Source organism: Chlamydia caviae GPIC (genome assembly GCF_000007605.1).
GTDB classification, from domain to species: domain Bacteria; phylum Chlamydiota; class Chlamydiia; order Chlamydiales; family Chlamydiaceae; genus Chlamydia; species Chlamydia caviae.
Window position 1 is genome coordinate 926,134 of record NC_003361.3, and the last position, 15,483, is coordinate 941,616.

Below are 15,483 nucleotides of genomic sequence, written 5' to 3' on the forward strand. Positions count from 1 at the left end.
CTAGAATATCAAACGTATACCTCCATTCACATCATAAGATACCGTGTGTTCTCTCCATTCATAGGTAAACCCTAAGAAAGTAGAGAAGTAGGAACTCCACTCCGTATCATTACTAAACTGTGCTTTCATAAACTTTCTAGAAAGATCAGAACCTACCCCCTCCCAAGAATAAGAAGCTGCAGGCAAATTGATAAGCACTGTAGGTGCTTTACGATAGACATCTAAAGCATAGGAGAAACTTAAGCTATTCACTTCTGAACGCTGCCCTCGAGAATAGTTATGCTCCAAAGTAATCCCAAAAGGAATCGCTATATTTTGTAAATGCCCTTCAGCAAATGTTCTCACTTCACTACCTACTTCCGCAAATGTAGGAAGATCAATGTAAACATATTCAGCTTCTACGAAAGGTACCACAGCCGAAACAATCGATGAGATAAACCTACGTGAATTCACAATATAGCGATAATCCACATGAGCATCTGCTAAGATACCGCGGCTATTCCACGATCCTTTAGATCTACCAATGTTTGGTGTAGGATATGTTGTATTCAAGTCGTTTTGAATATCACTATAGATAAACATCCCCTTGAATAACCAAGAACCCGCAAAGATACCGACATATCCCGTACCTAAGTAACCACTTTGGTCACTACGTGATGAAAATGACTGACTATCAGTGTAACCAAAGAACTGCGCAAAGCTTCCTCCTATCAAGAAATCTTCTATCAACTGTGTATCTAAACCTAAAGCATAGCCGCCAGCACGATGAGTAAAGCCGTCCACTCCAGCAATCGTTGCACAATTGGAGAATGTTCCCATTCCAGATCCCCAAATGTTTGTTGAGAAATCTAATTCCATTCTTTGTGCAGTAATATTATGAGATAAATGCTGTTGTTTTAAGGCGCGCAAATCTCCGCATTGTCCCCATAAAGTGTTCAATACGATAGAGCCTCCTTTTTCAGGATTTAACTTATAGCTGGTAGGCTTCCAGTTGATCGTTAATTTACCGTTAACAACCTGAGGATCTGACCATTTTCCCATATGCCCATAAGTGTCGTCCGTAATTTTAGGAACAGAAACGTTAATACGTAACTCTTCCAAAGCATGGTCTAAATCAGGAACATCCGAGACTGCTGAGGCACTCCTAAATGAAAGCAATGTGATATCAGTCTCTTTATTTAATAAGGCATGGTTTTCATAACCAACACCTGCAGAATCCACAAGATTCAAGTCTAAAGATCCCGAACCGATTGTTGTGCCCTTAGGAACGATAATCTGTGGAGGTAAAGGAGCAGCTTCATCCTCACTAGCAACAAAAGAAGCTAGATCTACACCAATAACACTGATGTCTGCCAAAGTCTTCTCTTCAGGATTTCTAGCAGAATCATAAGCACTATAGTAAGATCTTGCAGAAGGACTTTCAGGCTTTTCTTCAGGCTTAGCATTAGGATCGAAAATACGTAATACAGTTCCTGCTGAGAGCAAGATCTCACTACCTTTCTCTTGTTTTAAGCCACACAACCACAACTCAGCATTATCAGATAAAATAAGAGTTCCTGATTCTAATACAGCGACTTGAGGAATCTTAGATGTCGCATAGGCAAAGCGAATGTTTCCAGAATGAGAAACTTCAGAATCATCTTTAGCCTTAGAATTCAATACTAATGTAGGATCATTTAAAATATCCTCACGACCTTCTAGGCCTTGTCTTAAGGTTAAATCTTCAAAGATAATGGCATCTGAAAAATTAACCGTTTTTTCCCCAGAAGCAGATACCTCAACTAATTTCGACTCTTTTCCGGCAAAATATAATCCATTAGAGATATCTTCAGAATTTCTATTTCCTTGGAAAACAATATCTCCTCCTAGAGCCTCTAAAATCACAGTTCCCTTTTCACTAATACGGACAGCACCACCTGTAGGAGCGTAGTTATTATAAAAAGCTACAGAACCTGCATTTTTATTGATAATTAAGTCTTGGGTATAGATAGCACCACCACCGAACAAATTATGCTCAGGATGTTTTGAAGCCGTAGTGCTATTTCCTGAAAATACTACGTCTCCAATGTTCTCTGTAATAACGACTTTAGTATTATCATTCACTACCTTAGAAGCAAAACGCTCTTGATCTTCTGGGGTTAAAGAACCTGTTAAAATCGCACCACCGAAACATCCTGAAGAATTCCCTGAGAAAAGCACCTGATCTTTATTTTCACGAATAACCACTGAAGCTTTAGCAAAAATGGCACCGCCGCCACTATGATGTCCTGTAGTGTTGAGTTGACCTTCTTCAAGATTATCTACACGAGAATCGCCAAAAACTAAATTATCCTTAAATTCTACTTTCCCAAGGTTTTTAGAAATAGAAACATCACCTGCAGCACTAGCAAGCGCTCCACCAGCAGTCACAGTTCTGTTGCCAATAAAAGATACTGAAGATTCATTATTTTTAATGTTTAGAGCATCTCCTAGAGAACAAACGGCACCACCAAGGAAATTCGAATAATTGCGGAAAAATTGTACTTTTCCATTATCAGCAATAGTGACAACTTTAGATAGGACAGCACCACCGCTACTATTCTCACCAGAGACATGGTTATTAGTGAATGCAAGTTCTTTATTATTTTTCAAACCGACTTCATCTATCCCAAATAAAGCACCACCGCCTAGAGGATTCTCTTTTTGTGCCTTATTATCTCTAATTTTCATGAAATTATCTGAGAAAGATAGTACACCAGAGTTATCTGCTATCTCTATACGCTTGGCAAAAATTGCTCCACCGCCGCGAACCCCTAAATCTACAGGAGATGACTCTTTAGGAGCTTCTGGAGCACTTTCCCCTTCAGAACTTGCAGCAACTTTAGGAAATGGAAGAATTGTCCCTTTATTATAAGAGAAAGTAATCGCTCCTGAGTTATCTACTATTCTAACAGCCTCATTAGCAAAAACCGCTCCACCACCTATACAGGTACTGTCGGATTCACATTGACCAGCGGTATTCTTAGAAAAAGTAACCTCTCCAATATTGCCTGAAACTAAAACATTTGATCCGTATAGAGCACCACCACCAATATGACTATGTGTCTCTTGAGATTCCAATAGGTTCTCATTAGATGCAAAATTTACAGCCCCCGAATTATCAACAATCTTGATATCCCCAGATCCTTCCAGAGCTTCTTCAGAACTCGTATAAGGTTGCTGAGCAGATAAACAGTGAATAGCTCCACCACCCATCTTGGAAGTATTACCTTCAAAAGTGATATTTCCAAAATTCTGACCAACCTCTACTTGATTTTGAGAACTAATGGCTCCACCTACGACTTGAGCAGAGTTTTCCTTAAACAAAGAATTTCCGATGTTCTCTACAATTCTTACATCCCTAGATAAAAGAGCTCCTCCAGAGGATTTAGAGGTGTTTTTGCAACAATGGATGCCTCCATTGTTTAAGAAACTAATTCTCTCTCCAGAAGCTAAGGCCCCACCACCTAAAAATAAAGAACTTTCAGGAGAAATTAAAGCCTGGTTATCTACAAACTCTATCAATCCTACGTTTCCAACAAAATCAATAGACTTAAAAGCAGATACAGCGCCTCCAGATAGAGCGCGGTTACTTGTGTAGCGGATATCTCCACGATTTACAGAACAAACAAATGCTCCACAGGCTACAACTCCACCGTTCGCCTTGTCTGCATGATTACCATCTAGCAAAACATTCCCAGAATTGGCTGTAAAGATGATTTCTCCAGTAAAAAATCTGGATTTATGTGCTTCACCATGCACCTTATGCGCGTTAAAAGCACCTCCACCTTTGGAAAAATCTACGACTTCAGAAGATGCAAGATCTAAATCGGTCTTACAAGACACTGCAGAAACGTCATGGCAACCATTTATAGCAATACTACGTCCTGAAACAGCTCCACCACCTGCTTGAGACTCACAACCTTCAAAAAACAGTTTTTCTTTAAGGTGTTCAAAAACAACATCTTCATCAGAATAGACCGCAGATCCTGCTGAGAGCGACTTTAAATTAGAAAAAGATAGTCCTGATGTAGATCCCACTCCTACAAGAGCAACACCTAAGAATCCAGGCGTAGTTTCATCCACAACACAATCTGATGGGTTTTTATAACAAAAAGCTAAACCTTGACTGGAATCATCCACAAGATATTTTCTCTCTGCATCTTCGGCTGTAGCAGACTTCTTGGAGCTTTTAGACAACTCGCCATCTATACTCTTCCATGATAAAGAATCCGATATCTCAAACAAAGTACTGGCATTGACTAAATGCTGTCTTTGACCGCATTCTGAGCCTAAAATAGCAACAGAACATGAAGAAGCATTCTCTATAAAAGAAGTCTCTACAGGCGTATTTTCTTCTTTATTTTCTTTCTGAACCTCTTGTGTATCAGTAGATTTTACTTTTCTAAAAACACCCGCAGAAGTCGTTTCTAATTGGGTTTTCAAAGAAGAATCACTCAAAAACGCCTCTGAAACTGTCTCATAACCATATAATCTATGATTATTAGCAGTCATCCCAGTAGAAACTAATATTGCTAAAACTACGGAATGGGAAAATGTAGATTTTGGAAATCTTGATACCTTTTTTGCGACCATCGTAAACCTAATTCAGAGATATTTCAGTGTTCGTTTTCAAAAGGTTTATCACTATCAATACGATCCCGTCAATAGAGAAAGAGGTGAAATAGACAAACTTAAAGATTAAGATAAACTAGATAAAATGCGCTCACAAACACGTGCACGCGCTAAATCTATAGATCCGGAAATGCCATTAAATAAAGATTTTCCGCAAGCTTTCCCATGACACTTTATTACAAGCTTAGACAGCCCACAGACCATTGAGCCGGGATAAATTGTATAATCTAGATGACGTGTGACATCAGATTCTAATTTATCCCCTAAAATATGACGCAGAAAATCAAAAACGCCTTCTGCTGTTTTTAAGAAAATATTCCCTGTGAAGCCGTCAGCAACCACAATATCCACACTACCACCGAAGACATCACCACTTTCAATATTCCCCAGAAAGGCATCCTGAAAGGTTTCTTTAAGAATGCGGTATGTTTGTCGGTGTGCTTCTGTTCCCTTACGCTCTTCAGAACCAATATTTAGCAAACCTATAGTAGGACATTCTGCCTTCCCAAGACACTGTCGATAGGCTAAACCCATACGCGCAAAACCTAACATCTCTTCAGGATTTACAGAAACATTGGCACCAACATCCAATATAACCGCACAACCACGCATAGTGGGCACACGGACAAGCAAAGCGGGACGACGAACAGTAGGAAATACAGGAATTTTAGCTCGAGATAAGGTAATCAACGCAGCAGTATTTCCCGTGGAAATAAATGCGTCTATCTTATCTTCTTTAAGATAGTCTAAACCTAGAGCCATGGATGAAGACTTTTTTCGAATAGCAGCCAATGGAGAATCATCCATGGCAACAAAGCTTTCTGAAGCAATGATTTCAGGATATTCTTTATGTGTATAGCTACTGAGGATTTGTTCCTTCACCTCACGAGAAGCGAAGGCAATAAAAGAAATGTGCGAGTTCGAAGCTCTAGAATTGAGTACATCGATTAGCACTTCCCAAATAACAAGAGGAGAATGATCCCCTCCCATCAGATCTATGCCAATTTGCACGTTCATAACACAAATATATTGTTATTTCTTTTCTACAGTCATAACGGCTTTCCCGTTATAAAAACCACAAGAAGTACAGATTGTATGAGGAATAAAAGCTTGCTTGCAGTTGTTGCAGACAGCCGCATGACGTGCTTTTTTCGCATGATGACTTCTTCGGATATTTTTTCGCGCATTGCTATGTCGATTGCGTGGTACTGCCATATCTCTCACCTTTTATAAATTATCAAAAGGGGTTTCCCTTTTGATTCTTTTTCTATCTTCTAAAAATTGTACGATATTTCCTCTTTCAGGGCAGCTTTCTTTCTCACATTCTTGAAAATGATCGCTCTCCAAGAGGAGTTCCTGTCTAATTAAATCTTTACAATCAAACACACCCGATTTCGCATCTTCGTGACAAATCAAATGTGAAATTTCTATTGAATTCACAGAGTATAAGAATTTTTTATCACAAATACAACAACGCAATCCTAATTGCGTCGATATACTTAAAGATAAAATCCACTGTTCATTATCTATTTTCTCTAAACTTCCTGAGACTTCGATCGGATTGGAGAAAAGCTCCTCCTCTCCTAGCTCACAAATCTTTTCAGGGCTTAAAGAATATTTTATTACCTCTTTTTCTCCAGGAAACTTTAGTCTGCAAATATATAACTTTAAATCGTCAACGTTTCCCATAAGAAAATCTCAAGCTATGCTTGGATATGCTGTGCATTTTGAAAATAGGAGTTTACCAAACAAGGTAATTATAGAAAACAAAGACGTGCTTTAAATCTATTGAGACAATAAATAAAGCTATCATTTTTAATTTAAAAGAATCAATAAACCATTTCTGTAGAATTTTTTACCTATTTTTTTTATAATTTTTTCCGCAGTCAGTAGACAAATATCTAGGAAGTTTAGGACCGCTTCTACAAACAAACCTACCCGAATCATATCCAAGCAATAGCGGGAAAGACGGATTAGGCATCAAGGAAGACCATGGAAAACGACATCTTGTTAAATATAGAGTCTAAAGAAATTCGCTACGCTCATTTAAAAAACGGTCAGCTTTTTGATCTCATTATTGAAAGAAAAAAAATTCGCCAGCTCAAGGGCAACATCTATCGAGGTCGCGTAACTAATATCTTAAGAAACATTCAATCTGCTTTCATTAACATTGATGAAAGAGAAAATGGTTTCATTCACATTTCAGACGTATTAGAAAATTCTAAGAAGTTTGAACAAATGTTCGATATGGATTTCGATGTTCTCCCCAAGGAAGACAGTGAAAAACCAGAAGCACCAATAGAGGAATTATTAAAGTTAGACAGCCCTGTGTTAGTTCAGGTAGTTAAGGAACCCATAGGGACCAAAGGTGCACGTCTAACCTCAAATATTTCCATTCCCGGACGTTATTTAGTTTTACTCCCCAACTCTCCGCACCGCGGTGTGTCTAGAAAAATTGAAGACCCCCACATGAGAGATCAGCTAAAGCAGCTTATTCGCTCTTTTGAAATGCCTCAAGATATGGGTCTGATTTGTCGCACAGCCAGCGTGCTTGCTTCTACTGATGCATTGATAAATGAAGCTCATGACTTACTAGCAACTTGGAAAGGTATTTTAGAAAAATTCCACTCCACAGATCAGCCTTGTCTACTTTATGAAGAGACCGATATCCTGAAAAAGGCTGTAATCACCTGTATTGATAAGAATTATAAACGTTTACTCATTGATGATTATTCTACCTATCAAAAATGTAAGCGTATGCTCAAAAAATATTCCCCTGATTCTTCTGTAAAGATTGAATACTATCGTGATTCAATCCCTATGTTTGAACGATTCAACATTGAAAAAGAAATTGACAAGGCAACAAAGAGAAAAATCTGGCTTTCTAGTGGCGGTTATCTATTTTTCGATAAAACAGAAGCGATGCACACAATTGATGTGAACTCAGGGAGAAGTACACAATTAGAAAGTGGTGTTGAAGAGACTTTGGTTCAAATCAACCTAGAAGCAGCAGAAGAAATCGCTAGACAACTACGTCTACGCAATGTTGGAGGCTTGGTAATCATTGATTTCATAGATATGAAATCGCGTAAAAACCAACGTCGTGTTTTAGAACGTCTAAAAGAACATATGAAATACGATGCTGCACGCTGTACTATTTTAAGCATGAGTGAATTCGGTCTTGTAGAAATGACTCGTCAGAGAAATCGTGAATCTTTAATGCAGACACTATTTACAACGTGCCCCTATTGTAGCGGTAACGCAATTATCAAAACTCCAGAAAGTGTGGTTATTGAGATTGAAAGAGATCTCAAAAAAGTGATCAATCATAAAGAACACACGCATCTATGTTTAGTTGTTCATCCGGAAATTGCTGGTTATATGAAACAGGAAAAAGACGATGATGAACTCATCCGTTTGGCTAAACATTTAAAAGCTAAATTACAAATTAACACTTCAGACTCGCTTCATCTCAACCATTACCAATTCTTCTCATTAGTTACAGGAGAGAGTATTGAGTTATAGGCATGGTTATGCATTTTTCTAGATATTTACTACAATCCTTCGGCAATCAATCCCTGCCCGAACCTTTGTATCAGAAGTTTCAGATATATCATCAAAACTATCTTGATGCAGCGACAAAGAAATGTTCTTTGGAAAAAGCTGAGGAGTTATGTCTACAATGGCTGAAGATTGTCATTGAGGATCTGAAAGATCCTTTCATCTTTCCTCCTTACCATAAGAAAATTCGCTCGCCGATAGATTTATTTGATTTCGGCAAGCAATTTTTCTCAGTTCTTGTAGATGATGAGAATTCTAAAGTTCATAATCTTCATCATCTAGATCAAATTCAAGAATTTATAGATCGCAAAGACAACGTGATTTTACTTGCAAATCACCAAACAGAATGTGATCCCCAGCTGATGTACTATGCTTTAGGGAAGACTCATCCCGAACTAGTTGAGAATATGATTTTCGTAGCAGGAGACCGCGTAACTTCCGATCCCCTAGCCCGTCCATTCAGTATGGGCTGTGATTTATTATGCATCTATTCAAGACGTCATATTAATAATCCCCCTGAACAAAAAGAAGAGAAGCTACACCACAATCAAAAGAGTATGAAAACGCTGAGAACTCTACTTAATGAAGGAGGCAAGTTCATTTATGTAGCTCCTGCAGGAGGTAGAGATAGGAAAACCCCAGAAAATCTTCTTTATCCCTCAGAATTTCAACCAGAAAGTGTGGAAATGTTTCGTTTATTAACGAAGGCATCGGGAAGACCCGCTCATTTTTATCCATTCGCATTAAAAACTTACGACATTCTCCCACCACCACCAACGATAGAAGATGCTATTGGAGAATATCGAGCAATTTTCTTTGCTCCTCTTTCTTTTAGTTTTGGAGAAGAGATTTTATTAGATCACCTATGTTCTGAAGAGGAACTTTCACAATGTGACAAGCGCAGACAACGAGCATTAAGATCAAAAAAAGCATTTTCCATTTTAACGCAGCTATATGAGGAATTATAAGAATGAAATGGAGGGCTCTGTCTGTTACCCTACTCCTATCTCTACTAGTCACATCATGCAAACAGCACACGCGAACCATCCCCGATCAGTGCCCACTAAAAATCCTTACCCCATCAATAGCAGATCAAAAAACCGCCAAGGTTGTTTGTGCGAATGGTCTTCAGCTTCTCATAGTTTCTAATCCCAGTATTTCTAATTCAGGAGCGGCTCTAGCAGTAAAAACAGGAAATTCTTCTGACCCTAAAGAATTTCCTGGATTAGCGCATTTAACAGAACATTGTGTCTTCTTAGGAAATGAGAAATACCCAAATAATGAAGGTTTTTCTCATTTCCTAAGTAATAATAACGGCATTCACAACGCCTATACTAGTTCCTACACAACAAGTTATCTATTCTCTATAAAGAACTCAGCATTCCCTGAAGCTATCAATCAATTCGTACATTTATTTATCCAACCTATTTTCGATCAGGAAGACATTGATAGGGAGAAAAATGCTGTACATCAAGAATTCGTGATGCATCCAAATAATGATCTTCGTCGTGTACATCGCATTCAACAACTTATTGCTCCTCAAGGGCATCCCATCCAAAGATTTGGATGTGGGAATGCCTTTACCTTAGCAAAAGTAAAATCTCAGGATATGCATGCGTGGTTTCAGCAGCATTACCATCCTGAAAATATGATTGCTGTTATCCATACAGTGGAGCCAATAGAAAAAGCTGTAAAAATCTTTCCGAAAATCTTCTCTAAAATTCCCTCTAAGAAAAATAGTCTTAGCAAAAAAACGTTCTCCCTCCCTGAAACAGACCTCTCAGCAGGGAAGCTTTATATTAATTCTGCTGTCGAACCTACAGCAAGTATAAAGATTTACTGGCATTTATATAATACGTCCCAAGCTCCTTTTGGTTGTTATGCTGCCCTTGCCTACGTATTAAATCATGAAGCCACGGGTAGTTTAGTTTCTTTATTAAAAAAAGAAAAACTCATTACTGGATTTGATTCTGGATTTTATAAAACATCGGACAGCACAGGGAATTTTACCATATACTATCAGCTCACTGAAAAAGGCGAGAGAGAGTACTCAAAGGTATTACTTCATACTTTTAAATATCTACATCAGATCCAAGAAGAAGGAATCCCTGCATATTGTTTGAAAGACATTTCGACAATTAATACTTTAGAATATTGCTACAGTTCAAAAACAGATCTCTTTAGAACTCTTCAGGAACAAATTGCAGATCTTATAGATGAGGATTTATCAACCTTTCCGTATCAGTCACTTGTCTATCCAAAATACTCTCCTGAGGAAGAACAGAATATTCTGAAAATTCTTTCAGATCCCTATCAAGCACATTATGTATTATCAACAAAAAATCCTGAAAATTGGCAAAAGGCAATAAAGCATCACGACACCATTTTCAAAATGGACTATTATGAAGCATCTCTGCCAGATTTAGAATCTTACAAACAGGCTTTTGCTCAAGAGCGCATGGCTCTACCTCAACCGAACATCTATATTCCGAAAAATATTGAGGTTACAGGTATATCTAGAACAGAAAATAACGAATTCCCGTTCAAACCTCAATTAGCGTATAAGGATAGCGGTCTTACCCTCTACTATTGCGAAGACTATTTCTATACGATGCCCAAGCTCACTATAAACTTGCGCATGCGCTCTCCTAATATCTCTAGAAAGAATATTCGTTCCTTAATCGCTACAGATCTATGTTCTCTAGCCATTAATGAAAATCTCCTTAAGGAATACTATCTAGCAGCTCAGGCTGGTCTTTTCTTCTCTACCTCCTTACGTGGAGATGGATTGAACTTAGAAGTTTCAGGATACAACGCTACAGCGCCAATCTTATTGAAATCTATTTTATCCTCGTTAAAACCTTCTATAGAGAAAGAGAGATTCGATATACATAAGCAGCGGCTTATAGAAACGTATCAAAGAAAGATCTCAGAATGCCCTATACGCGCAGGTATGGATAGACTTTGGTCTTATACCCTAAATGATGTTTACTCTTACCAAGATAAATTAAGCGCACTTCAAACAATGGATTTTGAAGAAGTAGAAAACTTCTCAAAAATCCTATTTGAACAGCTCCATGTTGAGGCTATGGTTCTTGGCCCACCTTCAAAGAAGCAGGAACAAGAATTAGTGACTATCGTTAAAGACTTTGTCTCTGCATATCCTACATATGAAGCAGATGCTTTCTACTATCAAAGACAGGACAAAAAAATTTCGAATATAAAAATCGACTATCCTCTATCAGGGAATGCCATGCTGCTAGTTTTACAAGATACGCATTCCTCTTCTATTGAGCATATTGTCGCTACAGAAATGATGTTTAAATGGCTGCATCACATAGCTTTTTCTCATTTGCGAACAGAACAACAATTAGGCTATGTCATAGGAGCATGTTATCACGAACCTTTATTGTGTCCTTCAGGTCTATTCTATATCCGTTCTAATGCCTACACACCTCAAGAGCTTGTAGCAAAAACAAAAACATTCATTGAAGAAGTTGCTCTATCTCCAGAAAAATTTGGTATGTCTGAACAATATTTTTCTGATTTAAAAGATGCTTACATAAAAAATATTACAGACCCCACACATTCATTAGAATCCATGGGATTAGCATTATTTTCGTTAGCCTTTGAAAAAGCTTCTGTGCAGTTTTCACAGCCTAATCAAAAGATTACTGCTGCCAAAACTATGAGTTATACGACCTTCAAAACCTACTGCCAGGAATTTCTAAATCAAAAATTAGGATCAGAAATTCCTGTATACATTCATGGGAAAGACCTTTAGCTCTTTCCTATCTGAAAAAGCAGTAAATGAATTCAGGAATATCTCTGAGAAACCAAAAGGTCATCAATGATATGATTGATGGCCCTAAGGCAAATAAGAATAGCCATCCTAAAGATAGTGACGAGGATGGAAATGAAGGCCTTAAGATGAGATATCCCACAATGTTCGGCATATTCGAAACAATTGTAAGTCCCCCTGCAGACATGCATCCAGCAATAACGAGGTACAGGAAACAGTCGGTAGCTACGGGAAGATTATGAACAAGATAGTTTACCAAGGCATTATCTAAGAATATAGATAGGGTATATGAGGTAATAATATAACCAAAATCTGACATTCTATGCATGAGCTCTAAAACCCACCATTCTTGAAGTTCTCCGAAAATCACAAGCCCAGCATAAAAAAGTCCTACAAAGCATACTTTCGAAATATTAATTGAGTGCTGATAGAAAATCGTAAACTTCTGAAATCCTAAATAAAACAGAAAGATGGCAGCCATTAATAATGGGACTGATCGTGCTAGGATTACAGAGCCAACAAGAATAATATGAACGAAAATAATCCATTTAGGGACGCGTTCATTCATCATAGAAGGATTGATTACTACTTTGGGGAAATTATTAAATTCCTTTCTAAAAATAAGATAGTAAATAGTTGTCGATAGTAAGATGGCAATTATAGATTTCCAGCAAAAATATTTTAAAATAAAGCTATTGTTCCATTTTACTGAGGGTAAAATAATAAATAGAGCTCTAGAAGATAGTGCTGAGGTTAATCCTCCAATAGATATATTAGAAAATAACAATCCCATCGTTGCATAAGCAAAACGCGGGGATGGGGAAAACTTATAAAAATTTCTAACCAGTAACGTTGCAGCAATAATCATAGCTCCTGTTTCTTTAAGAAGCGCTCCGGATAATGGTGCGGCTATCATCAACGTCCACCACCAACATCGCGGAGACTGCCGACCTATTTTTGCAATATTTGAAAAAATACATTCTGAGAAATAAACAATAGGGCGCGATTCAAGCAGAATGAGCATGATAACAATAAAAAGAGAAAATACATAATTCCTGCTATTGAAATAGCTCATGGTCACTCTATACCCCTCAGAATAGAGAAACCATAGAAATAAGGGGGCTGCCCAAAGAACGAAAACTAGCTCTACCCTACTTATCAATCGATAGAATTCACTTAACCAAAGGTATTTCTTCCATCTTTCAGGAAATACCATTTTCTTATGTTGATACAGTTGACACCTGCCGAATAACCAAGGAGTAAGAAAGGTATGCAATATCGAAAAGAAAAAAAGTAAAGCCGCCCCTGTCTTCAATGATGAAGAATACTGAGGTAAAATCATAAAACAACCTAGGAGACGCTAATTCTTATAATTAGCAATAGAGATATCTTGAGTAAAAATAAAGACTCAAAAATCTTTTCCAAAAAGCGAGTTAAATAATTAAGAATTTTCTCTCTGTAAAAAATAGAAAGTGGGAAAGAAATTGTAAAAAATTTTTTATTTCTATAAGTAAAAGAGATAGATGAGGGTCTAATTATGTCACATACAATTACACTACTGACTACTGATAACAATACTGAAGAGATTAAAAAAGCTCTTCAAAAGATTACTGCTGCTTCTTCATGTGTTCTTGGATCTTCACGTGAGCAGGAAAATGCTGATCAGCCTTATGACGTTTGCCAAGCTGAGAGCACTCTTTCTGTAGAAGCAAGTAAGATCGCTTCGGTTGCTGAAGGCACCTTACTATCTTGCTGCTGTAAATAAATTATCGGAATTCAGAAACCATCCACTGCTTTGCTTGCGTAGGCTATTTACAAGCAAACCGTGACTATCTTGGATAGTAGTATGAATAGCTTTTGCTACCGAAGGATCTGTTTCCATTTCTCTGGGATAGCTTACAAATAAAGTTGCCCCAGCTCCAGACATCCCGACATGAGCATGAAAAGGACTCCACATCCTTTTTAGCATTTGTTTTTTCTCTTCAAGGTCCTTGCGGAAACGAAATACGGACTTCTCTAAATCATTATCTCTCTCGTACAAGGCTATGGCATCTTTCCGATGAGAGAAGTCTTCAGGATGCACATAAGAAAAAGCATCTTTAGTTAGTACTCCTTGATCAGAAAAATACAGGACATATCTCTCTTCACAATTGTAATCTTCATAAGGAAGAATCTCTTCACCACAGCCTACACCTATGGCAGAACCTGAAGAAAAGAATAAAGGTACATCCATACCGATCTTTTTCCCTAATTCTTGAAGCTCATCATTGGATAATTGTGTTTGGAAATGCTCATTTAAAGCATAGAGTGCTGTTGCAGCATTGCTACTACCTCCGCCTACACCAGCTCCTATAGGAATGCGTTTATGCAATCTCCAGGCTACAGGATCATTTACCTGGGTGTAGTCTCTAAAAATCTGAAGACTTTTCCATACGAGATTCTGTGGAGTACTTAATTCTGGGAGATTACAAATAAGAGTGTCTTCATTACTCCTCTCTAAGCACAGAGTATCTCCGAAATCAATAACCTGATATTGGGTAGTCATCTCATGGAAACCACGTGACGTCTTACCATGAAGCTTTAAAAAAAGATTGAGCTTTGCCGGAGAAAAAAAATCCATAAAACCAATTTTTTATAGGGGAGAAGTAAACTTCTCCCCCCTAAATGTCTAGTTTGATTCTTCAGCAGCAGGCTCTTCTTGAGTGGGCTGTTGATTAAGAACGGCGACATAAGAACTTTCAGAAGACACTTCAACAAATAAAGTTGCAGTAACATCTTCTTTCAGTTTTAAAGGCACGCTTTTCTTCCCAAGATTTTTAATCGCATAGTGGGAATGTGGGAAATTCTTACGTGTAAGAATAATGTTTTTCTTAGCTGCCTCATCGATAATATCACTAATCGTGACAGAACCGTACATATTGTTATCTGGGTCTACACGAACCTGAAACTCAAGAATAACATCTCTGAGGGCTTCTGCTAATTTTTCAGATTCCGCTCTATCTTCTGCGGCGCGTAATAACCGTTCTTCTTTCAGCTTCGCTTGTAAACGTAAAGTTCCAGCTCCCGCTATAACGGCTTTCTTTTGAGGCATAAGATAGTTTCGGACATATCCAGGACGCGCGGTTACGATATCGCCACTACGGCCTAAACCATCAACATCCTCTAGTAAAAGTAGTTGTTGTTTCATGTTGTCTCTCTTCCTCTAAATTAATCTTCTGCTACAAAAGGTAGTAACCCTATATGACGTGCTCTCTTAATAGCTAGGGTAAGTGTACCTTGGAAGCGGGAAGAGACACCTGTAATTCTTCTAGGTAAGATCTTACCTCTTTCTGTAATGAATTTTTTTAAAGTTTCCGTGTCTTTATAATCGATTGTTTTCCAACCTGCGGAAACAAAAGGGCATTTCTTATTAAAACGCTTCCTTCTGTGTTCATTATTATGAACAGGCTTATTCATGTTTGCTCCTT

12 protein-coding genes are annotated in these 15,483 nt (G+C 37.9%); 4 read left to right on the forward strand and 8 right to left on the reverse strand.

Annotated elements, in window-relative coordinates:
• The 4 genes from CCA_RS04035 to CCA_RS04050 all read right to left on the reverse strand — a co-directional run bounded on the left by CCA_RS04035 (position 1) and on the right by CCA_RS04050 (position 6,342).
• Positions 1-4,614, reverse strand: coding sequence for a polymorphic outer membrane protein middle domain-containing protein (locus tag CCA_RS04035; protein ID WP_011006761.1), 4,614 nt, complete (start codon positions 4,612-4,614; stop codon positions 1-3).
• 105 nt (positions 4,615-4,719) lie between these two features.
• Entirely contained in the window at positions 4,720-5,670 is a 951-nt protein-coding gene (plsX, locus tag CCA_RS04040) for a phosphate acyltransferase PlsX (RefSeq protein WP_011006762.1), read from the reverse strand.
• A gap of 15 nt (positions 5,671-5,685) precedes the next feature.
• A complete protein-coding gene (gene rpmF / locus CCA_RS04045; RefSeq protein WP_011006763.1) occupies positions 5,686-5,868 on the reverse strand; it encodes a 50S ribosomal protein L32 in 183 nt (60 codons plus the stop codon).
• Between the two features lie 12 nt (positions 5,869-5,880).
• Positions 5,881-6,342 (reverse strand): hypothetical protein, encoded by a 462-nt coding sequence (locus CCA_RS04050; RefSeq protein ID WP_011006764.1) that lies wholly within the window; start codon positions 6,340-6,342, stop codon positions 5,881-5,883.
• A gap of 303 nt (positions 6,343-6,645) precedes the next feature.
• Between CCA_RS04050 and CCA_RS04055 the strand changes: the two genes are divergently transcribed.
• The 3 genes from CCA_RS04055 to CCA_RS04065 are packed head-to-tail and all read left to right on the forward strand — an operon-like array spanning position 6,646 to position 11,998.
• Positions 6,646-8,178 carry an Rne/Rng family ribonuclease gene (locus CCA_RS04055; protein WP_011006765.1) on the forward strand — a complete coding sequence of 511 codons (1,533 nt, stop codon included), beginning with the start codon at positions 6,646-6,648 and terminating at the stop codon, positions 8,176-8,178.
• Positions 8,179-8,186: 8 nt separating this feature from the next.
• A complete protein-coding gene (locus CCA_RS04060) occupies positions 8,187-9,182 on the forward strand; it encodes a 1-acyl-sn-glycerol-3-phosphate acyltransferase (RefSeq protein WP_011006766.1) in 996 nt (331 codons plus the stop codon).
• Between the two features lie 2 nt (positions 9,183-9,184).
• Positions 9,185-11,998: an insulinase family protein gene (locus tag CCA_RS04065; RefSeq protein WP_011006767.1), complete on the forward strand. Its 2,814-nt coding sequence runs from the start codon at positions 9,185-9,187 to the stop codon at positions 11,996-11,998.
• Positions 11,999-12,005: 7 nt separating this feature from the next.
• On the opposite strand, the gene CCA_RS04070 is transcribed toward CCA_RS04065, so the two are convergent.
• Entirely contained in the window at positions 12,006-13,358 is a 1,353-nt protein-coding gene (locus CCA_RS04070; protein ID WP_011006768.1) for a putative Na+/H+ antiporter, read from the reverse strand.
• 195 nt (positions 13,359-13,553) lie between these two features.
• Here CCA_RS04070 and rbp7 point away from each other — a divergent pair, with 195 nt between their 5' ends.
• Positions 13,554-13,781, forward strand: a complete 228-nt coding sequence (rbp7, locus tag CCA_RS04075; protein WP_011006769.1) for a reticulate body protein Rbp-7 — start codon at positions 13,554-13,556, stop codon at positions 13,779-13,781.
• On the opposite strand, the gene ispE is transcribed toward rbp7, so the two are convergent.
• Genes ispE through rpsR form a run of 3 tightly spaced genes read right to left on the reverse strand, consistent with a single transcriptional unit; the run spans position 13,761 to position 15,472 of the window.
• Positions 13,761-14,636: a 4-(cytidine 5'-diphospho)-2-C-methyl-D-erythritol kinase gene (ispE, locus tag CCA_RS04080; RefSeq protein ID WP_011006770.1), complete on the reverse strand. Its 876-nt coding sequence runs from the start codon at positions 14,634-14,636 to the stop codon at positions 13,761-13,763. The genes rbp7 and ispE overlap by 21 nt on opposite strands.
• A gap of 48 nt (positions 14,637-14,684) precedes the next feature.
• Entirely contained in the window at positions 14,685-15,203 is a 519-nt protein-coding gene (gene rplI, locus CCA_RS04085; protein WP_011006771.1) for a 50S ribosomal protein L9, read from the reverse strand.
• Between the two features lie 20 nt (positions 15,204-15,223).
• Positions 15,224-15,472, reverse strand: coding sequence for a 30S ribosomal protein S18 (rpsR, locus tag CCA_RS04090; RefSeq protein ID WP_011006772.1), 249 nt, complete (start codon positions 15,470-15,472; stop codon positions 15,224-15,226).
• Positions 15,473-15,483: the final 11 nt, after the last annotated feature.

Coding starts and splice junctions, on each gene's coding strand:
- CCA_RS04035 (WP_011006761.1), bottom strand. CDS start 4,614: ATGGTCGCAAAAAAGGTATCAAGATTTCCAAAATCTACATTTTCCCAT.
- plsX (WP_011006762.1), bottom strand. CDS start 5,670: ATGAACGTGCAAATTGGCATAGATCTGATGGGAGGGGATCATTCTCCT.
- rpmF (WP_011006763.1), bottom strand. CDS start 5,868: ATGGCAGTACCACGCAATCGACATAGCAATGCGCGAAAAAATATCCGA.
- CCA_RS04050 (WP_011006764.1), bottom strand. CDS start 6,342: ATGGGAAACGTTGACGATTTAAAGTTATATATTTGCAGACTAAAGTTT.
- CCA_RS04055 (WP_011006765.1), top strand. CDS start 6,646: ATGGAAAACGACATCTTGTTAAATATAGAGTCTAAAGAAATTCGCTAC.
- CCA_RS04060 (WP_011006766.1), top strand. CDS start 8,187: ATGCATTTTTCTAGATATTTACTACAATCCTTCGGCAATCAATCCCTG.
- CCA_RS04065 (WP_011006767.1), top strand. CDS start 9,185: ATGAAATGGAGGGCTCTGTCTGTTACCCTACTCCTATCTCTACTAGTC.
- CCA_RS04070 (WP_011006768.1), bottom strand. CDS start 13,358: ATGATTTTACCTCAGTATTCTTCATCATTGAAGACAGGGGCGGCTTTA.
- rbp7 (WP_011006769.1), top strand. CDS start 13,554: ATGTCACATACAATTACACTACTGACTACTGATAACAATACTGAAGAG.
- ispE (WP_011006770.1), bottom strand. CDS start 14,636: ATGGATTTTTTTTCTCCGGCAAAGCTCAATCTTTTTTTAAAGCTTCAT.
- rplI (WP_011006771.1), bottom strand. CDS start 15,203: ATGAAACAACAACTACTTTTACTAGAGGATGTTGATGGTTTAGGCCGT.
- rpsR (WP_011006772.1), bottom strand. CDS start 15,472: ATGAATAAGCCTGTTCATAATAATGAACACAGAAGGAAGCGTTTTAAT.